Annotated in this window: 14 protein-coding genes; 4 read left to right on the top strand and 10 right to left on the bottom strand. The window is 57.9% G+C overall.

Translation table 11 applies throughout. The features are described 5' to 3' along the window. Window positions 1-62: 62 nt before the first annotated feature. A complete protein-coding gene (locus tag IEW12_RS18690) occupies window positions 63-1298 on the bottom strand; it encodes an efflux RND transporter periplasmic adaptor subunit (RefSeq protein WP_188567629.1) in 1236 nt (411 codons plus the stop codon). A gap of 309 nt (window positions 1299-1607) precedes the next feature. On the opposite strand from IEW12_RS18690, the gene yfcF reads away from it, so the two are divergent. Together yfcF and IEW12_RS18680 are read left to right on the top strand one after the other, a co-directional pair. Further along, window positions 1608-2249: a glutathione transferase gene (yfcF, locus tag IEW12_RS18685; RefSeq protein ID WP_188567628.1), complete on the top strand. Its 642-nt coding sequence runs from the start codon at window positions 1608-1610 to the stop codon at window positions 2247-2249. A 23-nt stretch (window positions 2250-2272) separates the two neighbouring features. Then, window positions 2273-2899 (top strand): pyridoxamine 5'-phosphate oxidase family protein, encoded by a 627-nt coding sequence (locus IEW12_RS18680; protein WP_188567627.1) that lies wholly within the window; start codon window positions 2273-2275, stop codon window positions 2897-2899. Between the two features lie 16 nt (window positions 2900-2915). On the opposite strand, the gene IEW12_RS18675 is transcribed toward IEW12_RS18680, so the two are convergent. After that, on the bottom strand, window positions 2916-4460 hold the full coding sequence (locus IEW12_RS18675) for a permease-like membrane multi-spanning protein (protein WP_188567626.1): 1545 nt from the start codon (window positions 4458-4460) through the stop codon (window positions 2916-2918). Further along, window positions 4457-5206, bottom strand: a complete 750-nt coding sequence (locus IEW12_RS18670; RefSeq protein WP_188567625.1) for an ABC transporter ATP-binding protein — start codon at window positions 5204-5206, stop codon at window positions 4457-4459. The genes IEW12_RS18675 and IEW12_RS18670 overlap by 4 nt, the downstream gene beginning before the upstream one ends. A 317-nt stretch (window positions 5207-5523) precedes the next feature. On the opposite strand from IEW12_RS18670, the gene IEW12_RS18665 reads away from it, so the two are divergent. Together IEW12_RS18665 and IEW12_RS18660 are read left to right on the top strand one after the other, a co-directional pair. After that, the gene (locus IEW12_RS18665) at window positions 5524-6036 is read left to right on the top strand and encodes a GNAT family N-acetyltransferase (RefSeq protein ID WP_188567624.1); all 513 of its coding nucleotides are present in this window, start codon (window positions 5524-5526) and stop codon (window positions 6034-6036) included. A 71-nt stretch (window positions 6037-6107) separates the two neighbouring features. Further along, complete coding sequence (locus IEW12_RS18660) at window positions 6108-6746, top strand: LysE family translocator (RefSeq protein WP_188567623.1); 639 nt, start codon at window positions 6108-6110, stop codon at window positions 6744-6746. A gap of 141 nt (window positions 6747-6887) precedes the next feature. Here the strand turns inward: IEW12_RS18660 and IEW12_RS18655 are convergent, their stop codons facing one another. From IEW12_RS18655 to bioF, 7 genes are all read right to left on the bottom strand, one after another. Further along, complete coding sequence (locus tag IEW12_RS18655; RefSeq protein ID WP_229751219.1) at window positions 6888-7400, bottom strand: DUF1269 domain-containing protein; 513 nt, start codon at window positions 7398-7400, stop codon at window positions 6888-6890. A gap of 278 nt (window positions 7401-7678) precedes the next feature. Next, window positions 7679-8605, bottom strand: coding sequence for a hydroxymethylglutaryl-CoA lyase (locus tag IEW12_RS18650; RefSeq protein WP_188567622.1), 927 nt, complete (start codon window positions 8603-8605; stop codon window positions 7679-7681). A 43-nt stretch (window positions 8606-8648) separates the two neighbouring features. Further along, the gene (locus tag IEW12_RS18645; protein ID WP_371874557.1) at window positions 8649-9578 is read right to left on the bottom strand and encodes a 2-hydroxyacid dehydrogenase; all 930 of its coding nucleotides are present in this window, start codon (window positions 9576-9578) and stop codon (window positions 8649-8651) included. A gap of 30 nt (window positions 9579-9608) precedes the next feature. Further along, on the bottom strand, window positions 9609-11633 hold the full coding sequence (locus IEW12_RS18640) for an acetyl/propionyl/methylcrotonyl-CoA carboxylase subunit alpha (protein WP_188567621.1): 2025 nt from the start codon (window positions 11631-11633) through the stop codon (window positions 9609-9611). A 92-nt stretch (window positions 11634-11725) separates the two neighbouring features. Then, window positions 11726-12730, bottom strand: a complete 1005-nt coding sequence (gene bioB / locus IEW12_RS18635) for a biotin synthase BioB (protein WP_188567620.1) — start codon at window positions 12728-12730, stop codon at window positions 11726-11728. A 12-nt stretch (window positions 12731-12742) separates the two neighbouring features. Then, complete coding sequence (gene bioD, locus IEW12_RS18630; RefSeq protein ID WP_188567619.1) at window positions 12743-13450, bottom strand: dethiobiotin synthase; 708 nt, start codon at window positions 13448-13450, stop codon at window positions 12743-12745. After that, complete coding sequence (gene bioF / locus IEW12_RS18625; protein WP_188568016.1) at window positions 13447-14652, bottom strand: 8-amino-7-oxononanoate synthase; 1206 nt, start codon at window positions 14650-14652, stop codon at window positions 13447-13449. The genes bioD and bioF overlap by 4 nt, the downstream gene beginning before the upstream one ends. Between the last annotated feature and the right edge of the window lies 1 nt (window position 14653).

The raw sequence follows: 14653 nt of genomic DNA, 5'->3' as shown, positions 1-14653 counted from the left end.
ACCCCGGCTGTCCGAATTTGCACTGGCAGCGGAACCCGCACCGCCGGCCTTCACGCCGCCTGTCACTGCGAACCTGCGCTCTTGTCCAGCGCGCGCGTAATGACCTTGTCGGCCAGCTTCAAGTCGCCGGACAAGACTTCCGTGAAACGGAAATTGGACAAGCCTATCTTGATATCTACCGGCTTGGCCTGGTTCTTGTCATCCAGCTTGTAAATCTTGAATGAGCGCGTTATGTCGCTCTTGCTGCGAAATCCTATATCGTCATCAATATCCGGCGGCGGTATGCTGGCGGCGGCATTGGCCGCAGCGGATTTATCACCGTTCTTCGCCAACTCCTTCTGCTTTTTCGCTTCCCTGGCGATTTCCTCGTCGCTGAGCTTGTAGCGCAAGGCCGCAGTTGGAATGCGCAGCACGTTTTGCCGGTTGCCGACCACCAGCCTTACCTGCGCCGTCATGCCCGGCTTCAGCAATTCATCCTTGTTGTCCACATCCAGCACCACGTTGTAGGTCACCACGTTTTGCTGCACGTTGGCCGCCAGGCGGAATTGCCTCAAGCTTGCATCGAACTCACGATCCGGATAGGCGTCCACCACGAAGCGGGCCGGCTGCCCCTCCTTCAATGCACCGACGTCGGCTTCGGACACATTGGTATCGATCTGCATCTTGGTCAGATCACGCGCGATCTGAAACAGGTTGGGCGTCTGAAAAGAAGCCGCGACCGTCTGCCCCAGATCTATCGTGCGCTTGATGATGACGCCGTCTATCGGCGAGCGGATCACGCTGTTGTTGAAGTCTGCGCGCACCCTGTCCAGTTGCGCCCTGGCCAGTTGTATGTTGGCATCCGCCACCTCCACTTCGCGCTTGGCCTGGTCCAGCGCGCTGGCCGAGATATAGTTTTGCGTGACCAGTTTCTGGTTGCGTTCCAGCGTCGCCTGTGCCAGCCGCTTGGAAGATTCGGCGGATGCCAGGCTGGCTTCGCTCTGCTTGATCTGTGCATTGAAAATAGTCGGGTCCAGCCGCAGCAATACCTGTCCCTGCTTCACCCTGTCGTTGAAGTCTGCCTTCAGCTCCAGCACGGTGCCGGATACCTGCGAACCGACATTGATCAGTGCCACCGGGTTCAGCGTGCCGCTCGCGGTAACGGTCTGCGTAATCGTGCCCTTGTCCACCGCCACGGTACGGAAGCGGGGTTCTTCATCTTTAGGTGTTTGCTGCTTGTGCTGGTAATACCAGGCGCCTGCACCCAGGATCAGGATGGCCACCGCAATTGCACTACGTTTTTTAGTAATTAGTGTCATCGTAAAACCGTCGGTTTAGCTTCAGGGAAAATCAATCGGCAGCCTGCCTGCTCATCCGCGAACTCCAGACGCCTCGCAGGCTGGGCAAGCGGCGCAAGAAAATGTCGATTTGACAAGGATACTAGCATGAGACGATGCCCCAAAAACTTAGTTCCCGGGAAATTTTAATAATTTGCAACAATACCAGGCTTGGCTACCCGACTCCGGTTTGACTTACAATTCCGCTATCCCCTGTCAAGCTTGTCCGCGGCGCGCCTCATCCCCATTTGATTTTCATTGATTCTCATTGTCTTTTTAAGGAGCAGCATCTTGTCCCAGCAAGCATTCACCCTGTATGTAGACGATTTATTTTCCAGTCCGTACTCAATGTCGGCCTATGTCAGTCTGAAAGAAAAAGCTGTGGCTTTCGATATGCAAAAAATCAAGCTGGGATCGCAAAACTATCAGCCGGACTATCGTGAACGCTCAATCACCAGCCGGGTTCCGGCGTTGACGCATGGCGATTTCCATTTATCCGAATCTTCTGCGATCTCCGAATATCTGGAGGAACTGCTGCCTCCGCCGGGCCACACCGCGCTGTATCCCGCCGACCGGCAATTGCGCGCACGCGCCCGGCAAATCCAAGCCTGGCTGCGCAGCGATTTCATGCCTATCCGCAGCGAGCGCTCAACAATGGTCGTGTTCTACGCGCCGGTAAAGACGCCCTTGTCCATTGCAGCACAGCAGTCGGCGGCAATGCTGTTTCAAGCTACCGATAGCCTGCTGGCGGAGGGCGCCGATCACCTGTTCGGCGCGTGGAGCATCGCCGACACCGACCTGGCATTGATGCTGAACCGCCTGCTGCTGAACGGTGATGCGGTTCCTGAAAAACTGGCCCGCTATGCCAGGCTGCAATGGCAACGGCCGTCAGTACAGGCATGGCTGGCACTGGACCGTAGCGAATATCGATAGCTGGCAAAATCAGGAGCATGCGCATGAATAAACCCGACCCGCATCAGATAAGCTCTGTCGCCGAGCTGGAAGCTTTGTATGGAGAAGTAGGCACCGCATCGGTACGCAAGGAAGTGGACTATCTGCATGCGCACTACCAGGCACTGATCAAGGCATCCACCTTTGCCGTGCTGGCCACCAGTGGACCGGACGGGCTGGATGCGTCGCCTCGCGGCGATCCGGCGGGCTTTATACAGATTGCCGACGACAAGACCCTGCTGCTGGCGGACCGGAGAGGCAATAACCGCATAGACAGCCTGCGCAACATCATTACCGATCCGCGCGTGGCGCTATTGTTCCTGATACCCGGCCTGGGTGAAACCCTGAGGGTCAACGGGCAGGCCAGCATCAGTATCGCGCCGGAGCTGTTGCAGCGTTTTGCCATCAATGAAAAAGCGCCGCGCTCGGTACTGGTGATCCATGTCGATACGGTATTTTTCCAATGCTCGCGCGCGGTACTGAGGGCAGGCTTGTGGGATCCTGCGCATCATGTAGAGAAAAAAGACCTGCCCACCGCAGGTACCATACTCGCCGCGCTGACCCAGCAGGAAATCGACGGCAGGCAATATGACGAAGAGCTACCGCAAAGGCTGAAAACCACGCTGTACTAGATCTCCGGGAGCCGTGCTACACAGCGCGCTTGATCCTCATCAGACAGGCCAGCCCCAGCACGGACAGCGCTGCAGCCAGCAAGAGCAGGCTCAAGGCGCTGAATTGCACGCCGAAGTAGGCAGTACCGGCCCATGCCATGCCTATCAACGTTTCAGATATGTTCGCCATCCACTGCGACGCGCCGCGCTTGTTGAATTGTGCGCGTGCACCCGGCTTGGCCAGCCATGAATTGGTCAGGCTGACGGATAGCATCGCCGCACACAGTACCGCTGCCAGCACCAGGCCGCCGGCCCAGTCCTTCGCTATCAGCCACAGCAATGCCGGCATTACCAGTGTCAATACGGGAATGATGGCTGCCGCCAGTTTCGCGTTGCGTATGCTGGCCGGCCTGGCCGGAGCGATGTTCAACAAATCCGGCGCCTCTTCCGCAGAGACGATGATCCAGGTCAGCGAAGAAGCCAGCGATGTGGACAGGAAAGTAATCGAAGCGGCAACGCCCTGCAATAGAACGTCTTTTTTCAGGAACACTAGAAAGAACAATGGCAGCATATACAGCAACTGCATGAAAACCTGGGAAATCAAGTGCGGGTCGCGCAAAATCAGGCGCCATTCCTTGGCCAGCACGCTGCTCCAGATGCCCTCCCTGAAAGTAAAGCGCAGCGGCCCAAGCGGCCGCCTGGACGTGTGCAGCACGCCGGAAGCCTGCTGTACTCCCTGCACAAAAAACCGGTGTGTGAAATGCACAGTCAGCATGAAAACGGCGAGGCCGGATGTGCCGAACAGCAGCAGCTCCAGCGGTGAACCAAACAGCGCACGCGCGGGCAGCCAGATAGCGCTCCCCGGCCCCAGTGCCGCACCTGCATCAAATAAGGGATTTAGCCTGGCCAGCAGCGTGCTGCGAAAACTTTGTCCGAATGCATTAAAGCTTTGCGTCGCGAGGAAAATCACTGCCCCCGACAAAGCGCCCAGCAACTGGGCCACGGTGCGGGTACGCCGCACGCCTATCAGTTTCACCAGCAGCAAAGTCAGCAGGATGGACAGCGAAGACGCCATCAAGGCCATGCTGAGTAGCACCGGATAAATTCCCAGCCAGCGTGGCTGCCCGAGCAGCAAACCCACATGCGCAAACGGCGTCAGGAAAACCAGAAAGATTGCCGCGACGCCCAGCGTGATGCTGAGCAGCCGCACGGTAAAGATATGCCGTGAGCGCAGCGGCGAAGACAGGAGCAGATCAAGGTCGCCGCGCTCGAACAAGGCCTTGACGCTGCTGCTCAGGCCCAGCGACAGCATGAAGCTGAAGACCACCACCAGCGCAAGGCCGGCTATCCGTATCAGTTGTATCGCAGGTTCCTGGGTCAGCGGCGGCATCGCCCGCAACATCGACCAGACCAGAAAGTGCAGGCCCAGCAAAGCCAGGGCCAGCATCAGTCCCTTCCAGATGCTGATGCCGCGCCGCTTGCTTTTTGCACTATGTGAAGAGCCTAGCTCATAGAAAAACAAACGGAATTCATGCCTTAGCAGCCAGGCGGTGCCGCCGGCTTTCAAAGCCCATGCGCTCATACGGCGTGCTCGGTCAATTGAAGGAATACATCTTCCAGCGTTCCCTGGCCTGTACTGGTCCGGCTGCGCAGTTCATCCAGCGTACCCTCGGCGATCAGCTTGCCATGCTGGATGATCCCTATGCGCTCGGCCAGACGCTCCGCGACGTCCAGGATATGCGTCGTCAGGATCACGGTGCCGCCACGCCTGACATGGTCCAGCAGCAAGTCCTTGACCTGGCGGGCCGCCGCCGCATCCAGGCCGGTCAGCGGCTCGTCCAGGATGATCAGCTCGGGCTGGTGGATCAGTGCACCGGCCAGCGCCAGTTTCTGCTTCATGCCGCGCGAAAAACCCTCAGTCAATTCGTGCGCATGCTGGCTCAGGTCCAGCCAGTCGAGCAGCTCACGCGCACGCGGTTCCGCTTGCGCGGCAGGAATACCCCATAAGCCGGCGACAAACTCCAGGTATTCGGTCGGTTTCAGTTTGCCGTACAACATGGGGTCATCCGGCAGATAGGCCAGCGGCCGCTTGGCATTTTCAGGATCGGCTGCCAGATCCCTACCCAGCACCCGTATCGTGCCTGCATCCGGCGCCAGCAAACCCGCCACCATGCGCAAGGTGGTGGTCTTGCCTGCGCCATTCGGCCCCAGCAATGCATACAATTCTCCGCGCCTGACTTGCAGGTTCAACTGGTCCACCGCCGGCCGGCCAAAACTCTTGGTCAGGCCCGACAGCTCCAGCGCCGGAGTAGAAAATTCAGCAGTCATAGTTTGCAGTCATTTAAGCTTCCCAAAGGCAAATCGCCCAAAAATGTCGCCAACAAGAAAATTCAGGCTACAATGTTTGCCATATTAACAATTTCCGAATTGGCAATGTGGAAATTTTTGGTCTGCCGCAGATCTCCCGGCGCTTGACCCCTGCTATAAAAAACGGCAATAAATTGTCCGTTAGCAAGCACGCAGTTTGCTATGATAGACATTATTTTATTGAAGACTTTGGCGTCACGCTCCAGAAAACAGATAGACCTTTGCCTAGAATCCGCCCGACTCGTACCTAATCCGCACCTATTCGCGCATACTTGCCCATGATAATTCGCAGAGCCACCATAGAGGACGCTAAAAATCTCAGTGCATTGGCTATCCAGGTATGGCTGCATGCTCACGCAAAACACGGTATCAACAACGGCATTTCCAGCTATATATTTTCCGAGCTGGGCGAAGAAAAACTGAAAGTCCAGATCAAGGACCAGGATAAGACCGTGCTGGTGGTATACCAGGAAAAATTCCTGGTCGCGTACGCCATACTCAACCTGCGCTCCACCTGCGCCGATGCACCGATGATACAGACTGAGCTGACCACCTTCTATGTGCAGGAACACTGCACGCACAAGGGCATAGGCACGCAATTGTTTGCAGAATGCCTGAGGCGCTCTATCAATGACAACGGAAAATCCGCATTGTGGCTGGCCATCAGCACACAAAATAATCCTGCCGTGGATTTTTGCCGCAAACAGGGCATGATATTGTTGGGCTTCAATAATTTTGAGCTGGGCACGGAAAGACATGAAAACTATCTGCTGGCAGGCGGAGATCTGTAAATCACATCCAGAATAAAACCCGGAATTACCTCTTACCCGCGGCGACCTAGCCCGCACACCAGGACTTCAGTATGTTTGGCACCCACGATCTCGCGTTATTCATCATTTCCGGCCTGCTATTGAATATGGTGCCCGGCCCCGACTCCCTGCTGATCATGACGCGCAGCGCCACGCAAGGCTGGCGCGCCGGCAGCAGCGCCGCCCTGGGCATAGGCACAGGCACGCTGGTGCATATCTTCGCGGCGGCATTGGGGCTGTCCGCGATACTGGCGACTTCCGCCACGGCCTTCATGATCGTCAAGCTGGCCGGTGCCGCCTACCTGTTGTACGTAGGCGTGCAACTGCTGTTCAGCAAGGCCAAGGCCAGCTCATCCGGCACACCGGAAAAAGCGCTGATGCCGCTCAGCTACAGGAAAATTTTCCTGCAGGGCTTCATGACCAATGTGTTGAATCCCAAGGTCGCCGTATTCTTCCTGGCCTTCGTGCCGCAATTCATCAGCCCCGACGCCGGCAGCAAACCCCTGGCCTTTATCCTGCTGGGCTTCATCTTCAATTTCAACGGCATGCTGTGGTGCCACTTGCTGGCCGTCAGCACTGCAGTCGCCAGCCACAAGATCAAAATCAATACCGGCCTGGTGGCATGGCTGAACCGCCTGATAGGCGGCGTGTTCGTATCGTTTGGAATTAAGCTTGCGCTGAGCAAGCAATAGGCGTCGACAAGGCACAGGCAGGCATCAAGAAAAATGACATCGCACATAAGCGCGATGTCATTCGTCAATTCAAACTCACGGCAATAATTTCGCTTAAGCTCCGTAGCCCTGTCTCGCTATCGGAGGTCAGCAAAATCAAGCCTATGGAAAAGCGGGAATATGGGCCTCAACACCGCCAAACCTGATTTCAGGATGGCGCCTGGCGATCATTTCTTCCACTTCTTTCACGCGGCGCAAAGGCAGGTCAACGATCAGCAATACCTGTCCCTGCTCTACCCCTTCGGCAAAAGGTTTCAGGCGGGAATTCGGTATCGCAGCGGCAGCCATGCCCGAGGCCCAGGAGCCGAACAAGGCCCCGCCGAAGCCGGCGATCAATACCGCAATGGTTTTCAGTTCCAGCCCTTCCGGAGGAAACAGCAACAGCAAGGTGCCGGCAATCAGGCCCGACAAGCCGCCTATCACCATGCCGACTTCCGCACCATGCACCAGATCTGTTTTTTGCAGGAAATTGGCTTCCGGCATATCAGGCAGCAGGGTTCCGTCCTTGGCGTGGAAATGGATATACCTCTCTTCTACGCGCGCCAATAGCAACTCGTCCAGCATGGAGCGTGCGCTGGGAACGTCCGGCAGCATGAAATAAAGTCTGCGTCTCATAGTGATCTCCTCTTTCTCTCTGGGAAGACCGCGACCGATTACAACGGTCTATATACGGCCTTGTTCTTTCGTTATAGCAAATTCTATTCAGATATCCAGAGATATCTGAATAGCAGTACCCGCTATAGGAATGCACTATGAGAGCAGCAACGGGGATTGCAGAAAGCCGCAGGGATTTTGAGTTAAACGCGAGGGCAGGCGGAAAGGTAGATGAAAACAATATAAATAGTAAAACAGTTGCGGCAAGGCAGTATAGCCCCGCCGCAACTCAGGTATTGTCAGCCTGCCCGTTTGGCCACGATGGCGTTGCCGGCGCGGCTAACAGCCTTGCGGCCCAGGTGCTGCGAAATATACTGACCGGCATCGACTACCGCATCCAGGCTGATGCCGGTCTCTATGCCCAGCCCCTGCATCAGGAACAACACGTCTTCGGTCGCCACGTTGCCGGTAGCCCCTTTGGCATAAGGACAGCCGCCCAAGCCTGCCACAGAAGAGTGATAGATGGAAATGCCAACTTCCAGGCTGGCATAAATATTCGCCAGCGCCTGGCCATAGGTATCGTGGAAATGGCCGGACAGGCGTTCCACCGGAAATTCCCTGATCACCCTTTGCATCACTGCCTGCACATGGCGTGCCGTGCCTACACCTATGGTATCGGCGATATCGATTTCATCGCAACCGAGGTCGCGCAGGCGCTGCACTACATCGGCGACGCTATCGGCTTCTACCTTGCCCTGGTAAGGGCAGCCGAATGAGCAACTGATGCTGCCGCGCAACCTGAGCTTATGCTGCTTGGCAGCTTGCGCCACTTCGCGGAAACGCTCTATCGATTCCGCGATCGAGCAATTGATATTGCGCTGGGAAAAAGCTTCGGACGCAGAACCGAAGATCACCACTTCATCCGCGCCCGCTGCGAGCGCAGCTTCAAAGCCTTTCATATTCGGCGTCAGTACCGAATACACGACGCCGGGCTTACGCTGTATGCCTGCCATCACTTCAGCCGAGGTCGCCATCTGCGGCACCCATTTCGGCGACACAAAGGAGGCCGCTTCTATATTGGCAAAACCGGCGCCGGTCAGCATATCCACCAGTGCGATCTTGACGTCGGCGCCTATGGTTTCCTTTTCATTCTGCAAGCCGTCGCGCGGTCCTACCTCGACGATCTTTACTTTTTGCGGCAAGGCCTGGGTCAATGCGTTCGTCATGGCAATATCCTTCTTCTATCCTGTATATCCTATATGTCCTGCTTCAATAACCTTTGGTGCGGTCAACTACGCCGCTGATCTGCTGCCCCTGCTGCATCGCCTGTATTTTTTCAGCAATCTGGCGCGCGCTGTCGTCGCGCAAAGTCAGCGCAGAAATATGCGGGGTGATGCTGATGCGCGACTCATGCCAGAACGGGTGCTTCGGCGGCAAGGGCTCTTCGCTGAACACATCCAGTGTAGCGCCGGCGATATGTTCCTGCTGCAGCAGTGCCAGCAGGTCGGCCTCCACCAGATGCGCTCCGCGCGCGACGTTGATCAGGTAGGCACCGCGCGGCAAGCGGGACAGGCTGTGCTTGTTCAGGATGCCTATCGTATCGTCTGTCAGCGGCAGCATGCATACCAGCACCCGCGAAGCCTGCAGAAAGGCATCCAGTCCGTCTGCACCGGAATGGCAAGTCACGCCCGCCATCTGTTTCTGTGTGCGGCTCCAGCCATGCAAGGGAAAGCCGAAATGCTGTAAGGCCTCCAGCACGCGGCCGCCGAGCACGCCCATGCCCAGGATGCCGACGCTGAATTCGGACTTATCAAAGGGTTTCAGGAAACGCCACTGCTTCTGGCTGCGCAAGATATCGTAGCTGTCTAGCCGGCGGAAATAACGCAGCACCGCATGACTGACATACTCGGCCATCTGTATGCCCATGCCTGCATCATCCAGGCGCACTACCGGCACGCCTTGCGGCAAGGCATCCCCCAACTGCAAGATCGCATCGACACCGGCGCCCAGATTGAAAATGGCTTTCAGTCCGGTACGGCCCTGCAGCATCGCAGCAGGCGGTTTCCAGACTATTGCATAGTCCGCATGCGCGCTATCGCCTTCGCGCCAGACGCGTATCTTCGCCTGCGGCATTTCCTTGGCCAGCACATCCAGCCAGGGCTGGTCCTGGCCGCCTGTTGCATGAAAAATGATATCCACGATGGTCTCCGGCAACGTGTAGTGGAAAATTTATTCCGGCAGCTTGAACGCCAGCAGTTGAGCGCCTTCTGCCACCTGGTCGGCCACCGCATACAGCACCTCATCCACCACGCCGTCTGCCGGAGCGGAAATTGTATGCTCCATCTTCATCGCTTCCATGATCATCAGCGGATCGCCTTTTGCCACCTGCTGGCCCTTGCTGACCATCACTGCAACGATCTTGCCCGGCATAGGCGCTGTCAGGCGGCCGCCCTCGGCTTCGGTCTCGCCTGCATGTGCCAGCGGGTCCACATAGTTTAATACGGTGTGGTTGCCGCCAGTAAATACATGCACGTGCTCGCCATCGGTACCGTATTGCACGACGGTGCCGTGTATGGTCTGCTCGCCCAGCTTCAGGCTCAGGTCATGCGGGCCGTGCTTATCGTTATTGACCAGCGTGATTCTGGCTTGCTGGCCGCCGGCGGCAATATCCCAGCCTGCCGCCTGATAGGTGATCGCAACTTCGTGCGCATGCGCCTCTTCCTTATACTGCAAGCCGCGCTGCAAACTGCTGTTCATGCGCCATCCGTGACTGGACTGCCATGGATCGCCCTGCCCCTGCTGTTTTTCCGACTGCAGTTGCGCGACCGCGGCCAGGGCCAGAACCGACAACGGCGCTGCCGCCACTGGAGGGAACAGCTCGGCATGGTTGCGCTCTATCAGGCCGGTATCCAGGTCCGCCGTAGAAAATGCCTGCCCGCCTATCAGGCGCTGCAGGAAGGCGATATTGGTCGACAGGCCGACGATCTGGTATTCCGCCAGTGCCTGCGCCATGCGCGACAGCGCTTCCGTCCTGTCCTTACCCCAGACGATCAGCTTCGCGATCATCGGATCATAGAAAGGAGAAATGCTGTCACCCTCGCGCACGCCACTGTCTATGCGGACTGCTGCAGGTAGATTCAGGCTGCCGCCCAGTTCAAACGACACTGCCTGCGGCGTATGGTTATGGCGCAAGGTACCGATGGAAGGCAGGAAGCCTTTCTCTGGATTTTCCGCATAGATACGCGCTTCAATCGCATGGCCGTTGATCTGCAATTGCGACTGCTGCAATGGCAAAGCCTGGCCAGCCGCAACCCTGAGTTGCCACTCCACCAGATCGGTGCCGCTGATCATTTCCGTTACCGGATGCTCCACCTGCAGGCGGGTATTCATTTCCATAAAATAGAAAGAACCATCCTGGTTGGCGATGAATTCCACCGTACCGGCACCGACATAGCCGACTGCCTTCGCAGCGGCAACCGCAGCCTCGCCCATCGCCGCGCGGCGTTCTGCGGTCATGCCCGGGGCCGGCGCTTCTTCCAATACCTTTTGGTGGCGGCGCTGTACCGAGCAATCGCGCTCAAACAGGTACACGCAATTGCCCTGGGTATCGGCAAAAACCTGGATCTCGATGTGGCGCGGACGGGTCAGGTATTTTTCAGCCAATACCTTGTCGTCGCCAAAAGAAGAAATCGCTTCACGCTTGCAGGAAGCCAGCGCAGCCTTGAAGTCGGCACTGTTTTCTATCACGCGCATGCCCTTGCCGCCGCCGCCGGCACTGGCTTTCAGCAATACCGGATAGCCAATGCGGTCTGCTTCGCCCTGCAGGAAATCTGCATCCTGATTGTCGCCGTGATAGCCCGGCACCAGCGGCACATTGGCCTTTTCCATCAGCGACTTCGCGGCAGACTTGCTGCCCATCGCGCGTATCGCCGAAGCCGGCGGGCCGATGAAGACCAGGCCTACCTTGGCGCAGGCATCGGCAAACTCGCTGTTTTCGGACAGGAAGCCATAGCCGGGATGGATGGCCTGTGCACCGGTGGCCAGCGCAACCTCAATGATCTTGTCCGCGCGCAAATAGCTTTCCTTGGCTGGCGCAGGGCCTATCAATACGGCTTCATCGCAGACAGCAACGTGCTTGGCATCGGCATCGGCTTCCGAATACACGGCCACAGTCTTGATGCCGAGGCGGCGCGCAGTAGCCGCAACGCGGCAGGCAATTTCACCACGATTGGCGATCAGGATTTTGCTGAACATGGCTTGGTCTCTCACTAAAATTTTTATTATCAACATGCCGGCGGAGCACCGGCATTTCCACTATGCGTTCGAGCGACAGCGGTGCGAGCTGCTTACTTGCAGCCGCCGGCCTCGGTCACACCGCGCGTTTTCAGGCCCAATTTTGCCAGCAGCACGCGGTCGTCTTCTGCGTCCGGGTTACCTGTGGTCAGCAGTTTGTCGCCGTAGAAAATCGAATTGGCGCCGGCCAGGAAACACATCGCCTGTACCGCTTCGCCCATCTGGCGGCGGCCTGCGGACAGACGCACACGCGCTTTCGGCATGGTGATGCGTGCAACCGCGATAGTGCGGACGAATTCCAGCGGGTCCAGCGGATCCAGTCCGTGCAAAGGCGTGCCTTCCACTTGCACCAGGTGGTTCACCGGCACCGATTCCGGATACGGATTCAGGTTGGCCAGTTGCGCGATCAGGCCGGCACGCTGACGGCGTGATTCGCCCATGCCGACGATGCCGCCACAACACACCTTCAGGCCGGCATTGCGCACATGGCCCAATGTGTCCAGCCTGTCCTGGTATTCGCGGGTGGAGATCACATTACTGTAAAACTCGGGCGCGGTATCCAGGTTATGGTTGTAATAGTCGAGGCCGGCTTCCTTCAGACGCTCTGCCTGCTCTTCTTTCAGCATACCCAGTGTGGCGCAGGTTTCCAGACCGAGCGCCTTCACTTCACGCACCATCTCTTCTACCTTGTCCATGTCGCGGTCTTTCGGCGAGCGCCAGGCTGCGCCCATGCAGAAGCGCGTCGCGCCATTGTCCTTGGCCGCACGCGCTGCATCCAGTACTTCTTCTATGCCCAGGATTTTCTTGGCTTCCACGCCGGTGTCGTAGCGCGCAGCTTGCGGACAATAGCCGCAATCTTCTTCGCAGCCGCCGGTCTTGATCGACAGCAGCGTCGCCAGTTCCACGTCGCCGGCATCAAAGTTCGCGCGGTGCACTTGCTGCGCCTTGAACATCAGGTCGTTGAACGGCAGGTCGAACAGTGCCAGCACTTCGTCCACCGGCCAGGTTTCAGCCTGGATTGCTTTGACGGGGGCTTGGAAAGAGACGGTTTGTAACATGGTGAGCTTCCTTTACATCAACAAATTCAAATTCAGATAAGACGCTGCTGCCTCGTAGCCCGGATTCGGCAAACGCGGAATATGCCCCAGCAGGGGCGCAGCGATACGGCGGGAAAGCGCTTGCAAATTCTCTTCGACATACTTCATGTCGGCATCCACGGTATTGGCAACCCAGCCGGCCAGTTTCAGGCCGCGCGCGGCAATCGCCTCCACGGTCAGCAAAGCATGGCTAAGGCAGCCGAGCCGCATGCCGACCACCAGGACCACCGGCAGCGCCAGTTGCTGCGCCAGGTCGGCGGTATCCAGTTCATCATTCAGGGGCACGCAAAAACCGCCTACGCCCTCTACCACGACAGCCTGTGCCTGCTGCGTCAACTGGGCATAGCAATCCAGGATGTGCGCGGCGGAAATATCGACGTTTTCGTGCAGCGCGACGATATGCGGCGCGGCCGGTGCCTGCATCAGGTAGGGACAGACCAGGCTGACAGGCAATTTTACGCTGGATGCGGCCTGCAGCATGTCTACATCTTCATTATGCCATTCGCCATCCAGCAGGCTGGCGCCTGCGGCCACCGGCTTCATGCCGGCACTACCCAAGCCACGCTGCGCCAGCGCATGCAGCAAGGCCGACGATACCAGGGTCTTGCCTATCTCGGTATCGGTACCGGTAACAAAGCAGGAAAACTGCAATCCTGCAGGCTGTGCTTGCACCTGCGTCATGCGGCGGCCTCCATAGCATTGACTGCCGTGATCAATTGATCCACATCCAGCGTGGTATGCGCGGCCGACAAGGTGACGCGCAGTCTGGCGGTGCCAAGCGGCACAGTAGGCGGCCGTATCGCAGGCACCCACAGGCCCTGCTGATACAGGCTGGCCGCTGCGCGCAGCGCTTCCGCGTTATCGCCTATCAGCAGCGGCTGGATGGCCGTGGCCGAAGGCATCAATTGCCAGCGGCTCAGGCGCAGCTCCTGTTGCAGCCTGCCTATCAGGCGCTGTACCTGATTACGGCGCTGGTGGCCTTCGTGACCGCTGATAATGTCCACGCTGGTCAGCAGCGCATGCGCCAGCGCCGGTGCTGCGGCTGTTGTATAGATATAAGAACGGGCCTTTTGCACCAGCCAGTCGATCACCGTCGCATGCGCGGCGACAAACGCGCCGCCAACACCGGCAGCTTTGCTCAGTGTACCCATATAGACCAGATAAGGCGATTTCAACTGGAAATGTTCCAGTGCGCCGCGGCCATGCTCACCCAGCATGCCGAAGCCATGCGCATCATCAACGATCATCCAGGCGTGGTATTTTTCGCATAGCGCCAGCAACTGCGGCAAGGGCGCGAGATTGCCATCCATGCTGAACACGCTGTCTGTAACGACCAGCTTGGTTTCCGCCGTGCTGGCCGCCAGCATTTGCTCCAGCGCTACGATGTCGCCATGCGGATATACGTGTACCTTGCAGCGGGACAACCGGGCGCCATCGATCAGCGATGCATGGTTCAGCGCCTCGGAAAATATCTCGGTACTGCCGCCGGCACCGGCGGCATCATTGCCGGCTGCCAGTGCGGTAATGACCGCCAGGTTGGCCATATAGCCGGTACAGAAATACAGCGCACGCGCCGATTCAAGATGAGGCGACATGAAGTCCGCCAATTTTTCTTCCAGTTGCGCATGCGCGCGCGAGTGGCCGCTGATCAGGTGCGATGCGCCGCTGCCGGCACCATACAGGCTGGCGCCTTCACGCAAGGCTTCCGCGACGCGCGGATGCGAAGCCAGGCCCAGGTAATCATTGCTGCAAAATGCCAGCATGGGCTTGCCATCCACCGTCACGCGCGGCGCGCAGCCGCCGTCGGCGGTGCGGCGCCGGCGGCGCAAGCTCTTGTCGTTCAGCGCATCAATTTGTTGTTCCAGCTTGTCCAATAACATCATG

The sequence above is a fragment of the Parundibacterium terreum genome (assembly GCF_014636315.1).
GTDB lineage: Bacteria > Pseudomonadota > Gammaproteobacteria > Burkholderiales > Burkholderiaceae_D > Undibacterium > Undibacterium terreum.
This window is presented reverse-complemented; position numbering and strand designations above follow the sequence as displayed.

Bases quoted from the DNA above. Each gene is read 5' to 3' on its own strand.
- IEW12_RS18690 (WP_188567629.1), bottom strand. From the start codon at position 1,298: ATGACACTAATTACTAAAAAACGTAGTGCAATTGCGGTGGCCATCCTG.
- IEW12_RS18680 (WP_188567627.1), top strand. From the start codon at position 2,273: ATGAATAAACCCGACCCGCATCAGATAAGCTCTGTCGCCGAGCTGGAA.
- IEW12_RS18675 (WP_188567626.1), bottom strand. From the start codon at position 4,460: ATGAGCGCATGGGCTTTGAAAGCCGGCGGCACCGCCTGGCTGCTAAGG.
- IEW12_RS18670 (WP_188567625.1), bottom strand. From the start codon at position 5,206: ATGACTGCTGAATTTTCTACTCCGGCGCTGGAGCTGTCGGGCCTGACC.
- IEW12_RS18665 (WP_188567624.1), top strand. From the start codon at position 5,524: ATGATAATTCGCAGAGCCACCATAGAGGACGCTAAAAATCTCAGTGCA.
- IEW12_RS18660 (WP_188567623.1), top strand. From the start codon at position 6,108: ATGTTTGGCACCCACGATCTCGCGTTATTCATCATTTCCGGCCTGCTA.
- IEW12_RS18655 (WP_229751219.1), bottom strand. From the start codon at position 7,400: ATGAGACGCAGACTTTATTTCATGCTGCCGGACGTTCCCAGCGCACGC.
- IEW12_RS18650 (WP_188567622.1), bottom strand. From the start codon at position 8,605: ATGACGAACGCATTGACCCAGGCCTTGCCGCAAAAAGTAAAGATCGTC.
- IEW12_RS18640 (WP_188567621.1), bottom strand. From the start codon at position 11,633: ATGTTCAGCAAAATCCTGATCGCCAATCGTGGTGAAATTGCCTGCCGC.
- bioB (WP_188567620.1), bottom strand. From the start codon at position 12,730: ATGTTACAAACCGTCTCTTTCCAAGCCCCCGTCAAAGCAATCCAGGCT.
- bioD (WP_188567619.1), bottom strand. From the start codon at position 13,450: ATGACGCAGGTGCAAGCACAGCCTGCAGGATTGCAGTTTTCCTGCTTT.
- bioF (WP_188568016.1), bottom strand. From the start codon at position 14,652: ATGATGTTATTGGACAAGCTGGAACAACAAATTGATGCGCTGAACGAC.